Annotated in this window: 9 protein-coding genes; 3 read left to right on the forward strand and 6 right to left on the reverse strand. The window is 66.2% G+C overall.

All coding sequences use genetic code 11. The features are described from left to right. Window positions 1-59: 59 nt before the first annotated feature. Window positions 60-2,477 (reverse strand): penicillin acylase family protein, encoded by a 2,418-nt coding sequence (locus EPB08_RS15315; RefSeq protein WP_130619988.1) that lies wholly within the window; start codon window positions 2,475-2,477, stop codon window positions 60-62. Between the two features lie 66 nt (window positions 2,478-2,543). Then, window positions 2,544-3,311, reverse strand: coding sequence for a phosphodiester glycosidase family protein (locus EPB08_RS15320; RefSeq protein WP_229238374.1), 768 nt, complete (start codon window positions 3,309-3,311; stop codon window positions 2,544-2,546). 138 nt (window positions 3,312-3,449) lie between these two features. Between EPB08_RS15320 and EPB08_RS15325 the strand changes: the two genes are divergently transcribed. Both EPB08_RS15325 and EPB08_RS15330 read left to right on the forward strand, forming a co-directional pair. Next, complete coding sequence (locus tag EPB08_RS15325) at window positions 3,450-3,938, forward strand: NUDIX hydrolase (RefSeq protein ID WP_130619989.1); 489 nt, start codon at window positions 3,450-3,452, stop codon at window positions 3,936-3,938. Then, on the forward strand, window positions 3,935-4,342 hold the full coding sequence (locus EPB08_RS15330) for an NUDIX hydrolase (RefSeq protein ID WP_130619990.1): 408 nt from the start codon (window positions 3,935-3,937) through the stop codon (window positions 4,340-4,342). The genes EPB08_RS15325 and EPB08_RS15330 overlap by 4 nt, the downstream gene beginning before the upstream one ends. Before the next feature lie 561 nt (window positions 4,343-4,903). Here the strand turns inward: EPB08_RS15330 and EPB08_RS15335 are convergent. From EPB08_RS15335 to EPB08_RS15350, 4 genes are all read right to left on the reverse strand, one after another. Continuing rightward, on the reverse strand, window positions 4,904-6,988 hold the full coding sequence (locus EPB08_RS15335) for an FUSC family protein (protein ID WP_130619991.1): 2,085 nt from the start codon (window positions 6,986-6,988) through the stop codon (window positions 4,904-4,906). 84 nt (window positions 6,989-7,072) lie between these two features. Further along, on the reverse strand, window positions 7,073-7,828 hold the full coding sequence (locus EPB08_RS15340; protein ID WP_130619992.1) for an N-acetylmuramoyl-L-alanine amidase: 756 nt from the start codon (window positions 7,826-7,828) through the stop codon (window positions 7,073-7,075). 118 nt (window positions 7,829-7,946) lie between these two features. Further along, on the reverse strand, window positions 7,947-8,510 hold the full coding sequence (gene efpL / locus EPB08_RS15345) for an elongation factor P-like protein EfpL (RefSeq protein ID WP_130619993.1): 564 nt from the start codon (window positions 8,508-8,510) through the stop codon (window positions 7,947-7,949). Window positions 8,511-8,639: 129 nt separating this feature from the next. Beyond that, window positions 8,640-9,401, reverse strand: a complete 762-nt coding sequence (locus EPB08_RS15350) for an SDR family oxidoreductase (RefSeq protein ID WP_130619994.1) — start codon at window positions 9,399-9,401, stop codon at window positions 8,640-8,642. A gap of 706 nt (window positions 9,402-10,107) precedes the next feature. Between EPB08_RS15350 and EPB08_RS15355 the strand changes: the two genes are divergently transcribed. Then, window positions 10,108-10,854 (forward strand): SapC family protein, encoded by a 747-nt coding sequence (locus EPB08_RS15355; RefSeq protein ID WP_130619995.1) that lies wholly within the window; start codon window positions 10,108-10,110, stop codon window positions 10,852-10,854. The last annotated feature ends 29 nt before the right edge of the window (window positions 10,855-10,883 follow it).

Here is a 10,883-nt window from a genome sequence, read left to right on the forward strand (position 1 = left end):
GACATTGCCAACGCCGCGCGAAAACCATTCAGCGCGTGAGTACCTTCATGACCGGGCTTCTATCTCGTAGGCATCAGCGTCAGCGTGTGCTGGTCCGGGCCCGGTAGCAGCGGGGTGGGGCGTCCGTTCACCCAGTCTTCCTCGCCAGCGCCATGGTAGGGCGAGAGGGGATGACCGCTCTGTCCGCCCGGCATGTGCAGGATGCTTTGCGCTTCGTGGCCGGGCATTACGTCCAGGCGTTCGGAAGCGCCAAAGCCCGGGGATACGACACGCGGCATGTTGTGGTCGCCGGCCACCGGTTCATCGGGCATGTCGAGGAAATGCCCGATGAAGGAGGGCAGGGCGCGCGACAATGGGTTGCGAATCTGCGTGCGGTTGTACTCACCCCAGCTACGCGCGGCGAGGCCGCCCGGTTGCTTGCCCAGTTCGTCCACCACGTCGTGCGCGGCGGCGTTGAGCAGGGCGTTCCAGTTGGGGTACTTCGGATCGAGCAGGTTGGCGGGACGATCGCGCAGCATGGCCCACACCGCGGCTTCCGCGTCGATCATGCCGGGCCAGGCGAAGTCGTCGTACTTGGCTTTCACCTGTGCCACGAAGGGCGCGAGCACGGCTTCCTTCACTTTGTCGCGGAAGGCTCGCACCAGGCGGTAGTCCACGCTGTCGATGGCGGCGCGGCCGCTCCAGTTGGCGGTGAGCTGGCGCAGCTGTTCCAGGCCGGGGTCATGCGTGCCGGCCAGCGTGTCCTGCAGCAATCGCTGCCAGCGCGTGAGCAGCACCGCGCGATTGTCGAGCTGGATGTCGAGCAGGTTGCCCGGCGTGAAGCTGTTGCGGCCGCGCAGGTCGTCGCGGATCTGCTGCGCGCGCGCGCCGAGATCGTGGCCGCCATTGCCCAGCAGTTCCAGTTCCTCACCGTCGACCGTGCGGTTGTTTGCCGTCCACAGGCGGCCGTCGGAGGGATCTTCGATGCGCGGATACTGCGCTGCGTCGGCGCAGCCCATCCAGCCGGTGTCAGGCGTCGACCAGTCCGCGGGGCGCTGTGGGTCGAAACCCTTGCGCAGCGGAATGCAATTGCCGGTGATGGTCCAGCCGATGTGGCCGGCGGCATCGGCGGCCAGCAGGTTTTGCGGCGGCATGCCCATGGTGGAGGCGAGATCCAGCGCCGCGCGCATGTCGCCGGCGTGTTCGAGCTGCATCACGCTGACGTTGTAGCCGCGCGGACGATCACCGATCCAGGCCAGCGCCAGCGGCGTGCCGTCGGTGTCCTTGCCCATGATCGGTCCCCAGCGCGTCATTTCCACTTTCAGCGTGTGGCTGGGTGCGTCCTTGATGCGGATGAACTCGTCATGCGCCTCGATGCTGGCCCAGCCTTCGGGCACCTTGTAGCGGGTGGCATCGTTCGGATCGCGCTGCACGCGCACCCAGTCCAGCCAGTCGCCATAGCTGTTGGTGAAACCCCAGGCCACCTGGCCGTTGGAACCCACCACGAGCGCCGGTGTGCCGGGCAGGGTCACGCCATTGGCGTCGCGCTGGCCGCCGGGCGCCGTCGGATCGGGATAACGCAGGCGCGCGCGGAACCAGATGTTCGGCACGCGCAGGCTCAGGTGCATGTCGTCGGCGAGGATGGCCGCACCGTTCTCGGTGAGGTTGCCGGACACGGCGAAGTTGTTGCTGCCGGGACGCGGCTGGTCCAGTGCAGGCAGCAACGCGGCGGTGAGTGCGGTGTTGTCTGCGCGTGTGGTGGGCAGCGCATGGCGAAGGTCGAACACGTCGGCCCCGGGGACTACCGGCGGACGCGAGAGATCGCCCTTGAGCGGAGCCTCCCAGTCGGGGTCGGGCGACAGCAGGAAGTCCGCCACCGGCGCAGGCACGGCGGCGCGCAGCTCGGCCATGTGCAGCTCGCGATCGTTGCGGCCGTCACCGTTGAGGTCCAGGTACATCGCCGCAATCACCAGGAACGAATCCTCCGGACGCCAGGGTTGTGGCTTGGTGTTCAGCAGGAAGTATTCCCACGGCTTCACGTGCAGGTGGGTAAGGCCGGCGTTGACGCCCGCCGCATACAGGTCGAGCGTGTGCTTCTGCTCAGGCGGCAACGCGGCATACGCGGCCTCGGCCACGGCACGCAGACGGTGCCGACGATGGTTGATGTCGGTGTCCAGCGCCTTGGCGCCCACCAGTTCGGAAAGCTCGCCGGCGGGCAGGCGGCGCATCAGGTCCATCGCGAAGAAGCGCTCCTGGCCATGCACATAGCCCAGCGCGTAGCTGATGTCGTCGCGGCTCTTGCCCTGGAAGGTGGCGGTTCCCAACGCGTCGCGGGTGATCGCGACGGCGTCGCCGAGCTCGGCAACCCGGACTTCGCCATCGAGCCGTGCGCGGCTGCCAGCAAGCAGGAACCAGACCGCCGCAAGTGCGCCAACGATCAGTATCAGCAAAGTGCCAAGAAGGTAACGAAGCCAGCGGAAACGTCGTGGTTGGGTCATGGCGCGTGCTGCTCGATCCGGTGGTGGTGATGAAGGAATGATCCGGGCGGCGCAGGCGCGCCCGGATCAGGGTGTAGGTTGGGAGAACACGGCGAATATGCCTGCGTAGGGCTTCACCATGAAGGTGGGTGCGCCGGCATAGCCTTCGCCGTCCACGTAGAACTGCGAGATGGTGCCGTCCAGGTACAGCGCGTCGCGGCAGCCCAGTTCCTCCTTGAACAGCCGCGCAAAGGTATGGAAGTTCACCGGCGCCTCGCTCACCGCAAACACCACGTGATGCGGTGTCTTCGCGCACACGCCGCTGCGCCACTTGAGGCTGTTGGAGTCGTCGATGAACTGGTCGTTGAGCTTGCCGTCGATCACCAGCATCGGGCCCGACTGGCTGGCCCATTGCGCGGCCTTGGCGTCGGCCTTGAAGGCCTCGCTGGTACGCACGGCAGCGTGGCCATCGGGATAGACCGCAAACACGCCATTGGGCAGCAGCGAAAAGTTGCCCGATGCCGGGTTGCCATGGGCACGGTTGAGCGGCACCACGGTCTTGCCGTTCTCCACGTACAGGCCAAGCGGAGCGTTCTGGCGATCGTAGATGCCGGCATTGGCCGCGAACAGCATGCGGCGCCCGTGCGACATGCCCCACTGGCGCAGCGCGTTGATGGTGCCGTAGGGCTCGCCGTTCTCGGGGTCCTTCCAGTGCAGGCTGAGCGTTTCGCGGCGCAGGTCCACCCTTACCACGCGGAAGTTCTGGCCTTCGAAGACTTGTTCGCTGCTGTCCACGGCACGTGCCTGCCGGTCGCAGCCGGTCAGGCCGCCAAGCAGCATGAGCGGCACCAGCATGGGCCAGGGCAGGCGGCGAAGCAGCGGACGTCGGTTCGGTGACGTGGGCATACCGTGATGGTCGCCGGGCGAGTGCGATGGACGCAAGCCCGGGCGCAGCATGTTTTAAACTCTTGCTTTTCCCCGGTGTCCGCGCCCATGCCTTACACGCCTATCGTTGCCACGCTCGGTTACGTGCTGTCGCCCGATCGTCGGCAGGTACTCATGATCCATCGCAACTCGCGCCCGGACGATATGCACCTGGGCAAGTACAACGGCCTGGGCGGGAAGATGGAGCCGGGCGAGGACATCGCCGCCTGCATGCGCCGCGAGATCCTTGAGGAGGCGGGCATCACCTGTGAGTCGATGTCGCTGCGCGGCACGCTCAACTGGCCGGGCTTCGGCAAGCACGGCGAGGACTGGCTGGGTTTCATCTTCGTGATTGATCGCTACAGTGGCACGCCTCACGAGGGCAACCACGAAGGCACGCTGGAATGGGTGCCGCTGGACCGGCTGATGGAGCTGCCGATGTGGGAGGGTGACCGCCACTTCCTGCCGCTGGTGTTCGACGAGGACCCGCGTCCGTTCCACGGCGTGATGCCGTACAAGGATGGGCGCATGCAGTCCTGGGCGTATTCGCGGTTGTGAGTGAAGCCCGGCTGATCCGCATTGTTGCCGCTGTCATCCGCGACGCGGAAGGGTGCGTGCTGATGGTGCGCAAGCGTGGCGCTCAGGTTCTGCAGCAACCGGGTGGGAAGCGTGATCCCGATGACGTGGATGATCTGCATACGCTGGAGCGCGAGCTGCACGAGGAACTGGGCTGCCTGATGCGACGCGACAGTGCGCGCTGGCTGGGGCGCTTCAGTGCGCCAGCCGCCAATGAGCCGGGGCATGTGGTGGAGGCAGAGGTGTACGAGGTGCGCGCTGAGGGGCCGTTCGTGGCGCAGGCGGAGATCGAGGAGATTCGGTGGGTTGATCCGCGCGAGCCTGGTGATGTGCTGATCGCCAGATTGAGCAGGGAGGAGATCTTGCCGTTGCTGGTGGGGACGTAGATGTTTGGTGTTGCGTGAGCCATCGGTAGCCCTCGTATTTCCATCAAGCTCGCGCATTTGCCTCGCAGCGGTGCAAGCCAGGATGAACGAGTGGGGACGCTGTTGGCTGGCGAGTCATTTGGCAGGTCCGCGGTCGCGCACTGGGTGCGCTCCTACAAGTTGAGGCCGCGGCTACAGGTTTCGCCCGGCGATGAGCCGCGTAGCGGCTCGAGCCTGTATCGGGTCCCTTATGTCCCGAGCGGTCGGGAGGCGGATCAGCCCGAAGGGTGGCCGGCAGGGATGCCGGCCAGTGGATCGTCAGGGCAGGACGCCCTGTCGATCCACCCCGCCTCCCGGCCGCGCCCCCGTCAGGGGCGGGATATCAGGGTCGCCTTTCTCTTGGTTACTTCTCTTTGGCGAGACAAAGAGAAGTAACCCGCTCGCCGGCAGGCGAGTGGAAGCCCGCCGCAGGCGAGCACGCTGGCGGAATCGCCGGACAGGTGCCGAAGGGCTGCTCCAAGGGAGTTGTAGGCGGCGTTGACTGAATCGCGGTAGCGCTTCAACAAGATCGAGGCGGACGGATCACACCGTCGCCGCCGACCGATGCCGATTGCGCCCAGTGATATGCGCCAACGTATTCACGTTATCCACCAAGCGATCGCTGATACGCATGAGCAGCTCGGCGGCCTGCCGATCCTCGGCCATGTTGAGCAGGGCGGTATAGGTACGCTGCAGCGCGCGCAGATCCGGCAGGCGCTCGGGCGTGCGCTGCATGCGCAGGGCCGAGGCGATTTCGTGCAAGGCGGAGGAGGTGTGGTCGACGAAGGCGCACATTTCCACCGTCTCGGGCAGGTTGTCGTGATCGTCGATCAGGGCTTCCAGCGTCATGGCCGTGCGTGCGAGTCGATTGCCGTTGGCGAACAGTGCGCTCGCCAGTTCCAGCAGCGGCTGCGGCGTGCCGGGTTCCGAGCGCATGCGATCGAGTGACGCCTGCGCGTTGCTGCGCGCGGTACGCGCGGCCGTGCGCGCCTCGCGGCGGCCGTCGCGTCGCTCGGGGCGCGCAAGGGCGTGCAGGTAATCCGCGTACGCATCCAGCATGTCCGACAGCGCGGCGCGTGCGCGGCCGCGCTCCCAGGTGGGCCACAGCACGTAGGCGAGCAAGGCCATGCCGCTGCCGAGCGCGGTGTTGATGACGCGATCCATCACCGCGTCGCTGGAGTTGACGCCTTCCAGCGACAGCAGGATGACTACGGTGCCGGTCAGTGCCGACACCGCCACGCCGTAGTGCGCCGTGGCGAGATAGCGGAACGACATGCACAGCACCGCCATCAGCGCGATATGCGCCCAGATGTCGTGCGGCGTGATGTGCAGCAGCGCGGTGGTGAGCAACAGGCCTAGCACGGTGCCGACCACGCGCAGCAGGCCGAAGTTGAAGGTGGCGGCGAAGTCCGGGCGCAGCACGATGGCTGCCGTCATGGGCAGCCAGTAGCCGTGGGGCAGGGCAAGCTGGCGCGCGACGAACAGCGTGGCGGTCAGCGTGATGGCGCTGCGCACGGCATGGCGGAACGCCACCGAGTGCGGCGTGATATTGGCCCGCAAGGTGGCGCGGGTGGAGCTGCTGCGCAGCGCGGCGGGTAGCGGGGTCTCGTCCGCGGCGGCACGGAGTTCGCCCCGGCTGCCGGCCCAGTTCGCATTACGCACGGCGGCGGCCAACTGGCCGGACAGGGCGTGGATATGCGTGGCCAGTCCATCCGCGTTGCCGCCGTCGCCCAGCAGCGCATTCTCGCTGGCTTGCAGGGTTTGCAGCGCCCGCTCTGCCTGCGTGGGAGGCTCGCCGGCCTCCAGCGCGTCGGCGATGGCTGCGAGCACGCGCGCGGCATCGTTGCGGAACATCGCGTGGATGGAAGGGCTGGCGCGCAGCTCCGCCATCGCCGTGAGTTCCAGGCGGATGCGCTCAGCCAGTTCCAGCAGCACGCCGAACGCTTCCATGGCGCGACCACGCGCGTGGTGGCGGCCGAGCAGCGTGTGCTGCAGCGTGGTCATGGCATCGGTGAGGGCCGGTACGTCGGCGTCGTCATGAGCCTGTTGCCGTGCCAGCGACGACATGCCCCGGTACACGGCCGCCAGCGCATGGCGCTCCGGTCGGTAACGCTGCAGTGGCCATGCTGCGACAGAGAACACGGTGAGCAGCAAGCCGCCAGCGAAGATCAGGCTGGCCGCGCCGATGGCTTCGTGCAGGGGGCGCGGCGTGGCAGCGGTGACCACCAGCAGGATCATGCTGGTCATGCCCACGCGGGTCATGTCGGGGCCGAACACCACCAGCAATCCACCGAAGAATCCGAACGCCGCGGTGGCGATCAGCATCGGCACCAGCTGATCGCCGATCAGGAATCCGATCAGCGAGGCCAGTCCTGCCGCCAGCGAGGCGAGCAGCAGCCGGGCCATGCGTTGCCGGTAGGGGCCGGGCTGGTCCGAGAACATGGTGTCCAGCGCACCCGCCGCGATGCCCAGGCCGATGCCCGGATGCCCGCTGACGAGGCCGATGACGAGCGGCAGGATCACGGCGGCCGTATTGCGGATCACCACGCGCACGGGCACGTCGGGTCGCTTGGTCGTCAACAAGCTGTCGACCACCGTGGCACGCAGGGAATATCCGCTCGAGGACATGACGCTTCGTTCGCTCCTAAACGATGCCGCCATTCTGCCCCAGGGTGCCTGAAGCGAACGCGACGAATCCGGCAGCGGGCTTGCTCAATCGCCCCCGGCACCGAGTTGCCGCGACAGCGCGTAGAGCACGCGCAGATCCTGCGCATCCAGTTCGTTGCCTTCCATGCCACGGAAATGGTGGTGGAACGAATGCACCGTGGCGGCCCGGTCGTCCAGCGGATAGCCGATCAGCCCCAGCGCCATCCATGGATCGAAGCCCGGCGGCGGGTCGGCCAGCACGCCCCGTGGCCACAGGCCAAAGCCGGCGTCGGCGAGCTGCTGCCACGGGAAATGCGGACCGGGGTCGTCCTTGCGGCCGGGAGCGAGGTCCTCATGGCCGATGATCTGGGTGCGCGGAATGCGCAGGCGATCGGTGAGGTCGGCCAGCAGGCGCAGCAGGCTGTCGATCTGCGGTCGGGTGAAGGGCGAATGGCCGTCGTTGTCCAGCTCGATGCCGATGGACGCGGAATTGACGTCGGTGATGGTGCCCCAGTGTCCCGCACCGGCGTGCCAGGCGCGCTGGTCGTCGGCCACGAGCTGGTAGATGCGACCGTCGTTGCCGACCAGATAGTGCGAGCTCACCGGGCCGCCGCTGTTGGCGGTGCGCAGCGTCTGCAGGGCCTGCTCGGCCGAATGCTCGTCAGTGAAATGGATCACGATCAGCACCGGGCGGCGCTGGTCGAAGTTGGGCGAGGGCACCCAGCGGGCCATCGGGTTGCGCACCGGCGCAGGCGCGCAGGCGCTCAGCAAGGCGAGCATCAGGGTGGACAGCAGCGCAAGCCGGGCATGGGAGGGCAGCATGGCGGTCACGTCGCAGGGGAATAAAGCGAAGCTGCCGCACCCAGCGGGCGAGGTCAAGCCAAACGAAAACGGCGCCGGGAATGCCCGACGCCGTCGTCGCTGCGAACGATGGGATGGATCAGGCGCGGCCGGCGAATTCGCCCGTCAGCGTGTTCACCCACACCTTTTCTTCGTTGGTGATGTACTCGGGCACCTGGATCTCGATGCCGGTGTTGAGCTTGGCTGGCTTGGTGCGCTTGGTGGCGCTGGCGCCCTTCAGCTCCGGCGCGGTGTCCACCACGATCAGCGTCACGCTGGTCGGCACCTGCAGGCCTACCGGCGCGTCGTCGATTACCTGCACGTAGTAACCCTCGACGCCTTCCACGATGTAGCCGGCGTTGTCGCCCACCAGCTCGGGGCCGAGCGTGTACTGCGTGTAATCCTCGTTGTCCATGAACACGTAGGCGTCGCCGTCCATGTACGAGAAGTTCGCGGCGCGGCGCAGCAGGTCCATTTCCTTGAGATCGTCATCGGCGCGCAGGCTCAGGTCGAACTTGCGGCCTCCGGGGATCGAATACATGGTGAAGCGGAAGGTGACGTTGCCGCCACGTGCCGTCGGCGAGCTGCGCTCGATGTCGCGCACCTGGTAGACGGTGCCGTCGTGTTCGACCACGTTGCCTTTCTTGACGTCGGAAGCTTTCATGGATGTGAGACCAATGGATGGAAACGTTTCGTGTTCGTCATCCCCGCAAAAGCGGGGATCCAGTGACTTTGGCGCCTGAAAATGAAAGGCGCCGGATACCTGCTCTCGCAGGCATGACGGTTGGGAGCATTACTTCGGCTGCAAACGCACCGCGCCATCGAGGCGGATGGTTTCGCCGTTGATGTAACGGTTGCCGAGGATGAAGGCCACGGTGTTGGCGAACTCTTCCGGCTTGCCCAGGCGTGACGGGAACGGAATCGAGGCCGACAGCGACTCTTGCACCTGCGGCGGCATGCCGTCCACCATCGGCGTCCAGAAGATGCCCGGTGCGATGGTCGCGACGCGAATGCCGAAGCGGGACAGCTCGCGGGCCATCGGCAGCGTCATGCCGACCACACCGCCCTTGGAGGCGGAATACGCGGCCTGGCCGATCTGGCCTTCGAAGGCGGCTACCGAAGCGGTGTTGATGATCACGCCGCGCTCGCCGTCTTCACCCGCCTCGTTCGCCTGCATCAGGTTGGCAGCGGCCTTGGCCACGTTGAAGCTGCCCACCAGGTTCACCATCACGGTGGTGGCGAAGGTGTTCAGCGGCATCGGACCTTCCTTGCCGAGCATGCGGCCGGCGCCCAGGATGCCCGCGCAGTTCATCACGACGTTGAGGCCACCCATGGCCTGGTGGGCGGCGGCGACGTTGGCGCTCACGCCCTCTTCGGAGGTGACGTCGGTGCGGTAGAAGTGACCGCCCAATGCCTTGGCCGCTTCCTGGCCCTTTTCCTCATTCACGTCGAACAGGGCGACCGTGCCGCCGTTGGCGACCAGAAGCTGCGCCACCGCGTGGCCGAGACCGGACGCACCGCCGGTGATGATCGCCTTGACCTGATTGAGCTGCATGAGAAATCTCCGGGCGCTTTAGGGCAAAACGTTGATTGTACCGTTGGGCATCGAATGCCGGTACGAGAGCGGGCAAGCGCCGCCGCCGGCCCCGCTAATTCTTGCGCTAATCGCATGATCTTGTGGGAATTTTTTCGTTGGCAACGCGGGCGGGCAATGCCAGAATGCCTCCGGTCGAAATGTGGGCTGTTTGGCATTTCGTCCGTCGCACGCATCCGTCCACCGGATGGCGACAGGGGGCAAGACCGCAGTAACGCCACGGGCTGTATGTCCGCGTCCGGCCATGATCGGGCGTCGTGGCGTGTGTGCATCCACCGGCCGCAGCAGGTCCGGTAAGCCAGTCCAGCAAGACATGACCGGATGCTTCCCGGTGATGTGCATGACTCCAGGCAAGGGCGGCATGGCCGCCAACGGCAACACAGATCGGTGCAGCAAGGGGCTGTGCCAGGCAAAGGGCAGGACCGGGTCCATCCATGCGTGCAGGGGTACGCGGGACGGCGCCGGGGAACGTGCAGTAGCCGGTCGATCGCGGCCGGTGATGTTGCGGGATGTCGCGTTGCAATCGGGTCGTCGGCCATTGCCTGCCTCGTGCAGGCATCTACAGGGGAGTAGTGATGGAGCACAGGGGTTGCCTGCGTCCGGCGAACGGGACGCATCCCACGATTGACCATGGCTTGCCGGGCAGTCTCACGGTCCGGGGGCGCGCATGAAGCAGCTACTCATCTATGACCGGCCGATCGCGCTGAACCGCCACCAGCATCGGCACCTGCGCATCAAGCCGTCACTGTCGGACTACCAGTTCGCCAGCAAGCTCAATTCGGTACCGCTCACCGTCACCGAATTTGGCGACGCGCTGCGCGACTACCCCATCGTGTTTGCAGGCAGCCCGGACAACGCTTCCATGCCGGTGGCGCTGCTCGGCCTTACGCAGGCCGAAAACCTGTTCGTCCAAGACGATGGTCTTTGGGATGCCGGCACTTATGTGCCCGCCTTTTTGCGCCGTTATCCGTTCGTGGTGGCTGATCAGGATCAGGCCGACAACTTCGCGGTGTGCGTGGACGGATCCTTCCTCAGCGAGGAACCCGACGCCGTGGCGCTGTTCGACGAAAACGGCGCGGATACGCCGGCGCTCGCGCAGGCGGTGAAATTTCTCGCCGACTACCAGCAAGCGGTGGCACGCACGCGCGCCTTCATGGAGCAACTGCGCGAGCACAAGTTGCTGGTCGACAAGGCGATCCACGTCGATCGCAAAGGCGTTGCGCGGCAATCGCTCAACGGCTTTTGCATCGTCGACGAAGCGCGCCTCAACAAGCTCGGCGCACGTGCGCTGGAAAAACTTTCACGTACCGGCGCACTTGGACTTGCGTATCTGCAAGTGGCTTCGCTCGGCAATGTGAAGCGTTTGGCCAGCCGGCTCGACGCGCGTTCGCAAGTGCCTTCCCCGCTGCATTGATTGCGAGCCCGGGCACGCACCGCGTGCCC

Source organism: Dyella amyloliquefaciens (genome assembly GCF_004296575.1).
GTDB lineage: Bacteria > Pseudomonadota > Gammaproteobacteria > Xanthomonadales > Rhodanobacteraceae > Dyella > Dyella amyloliquefaciens.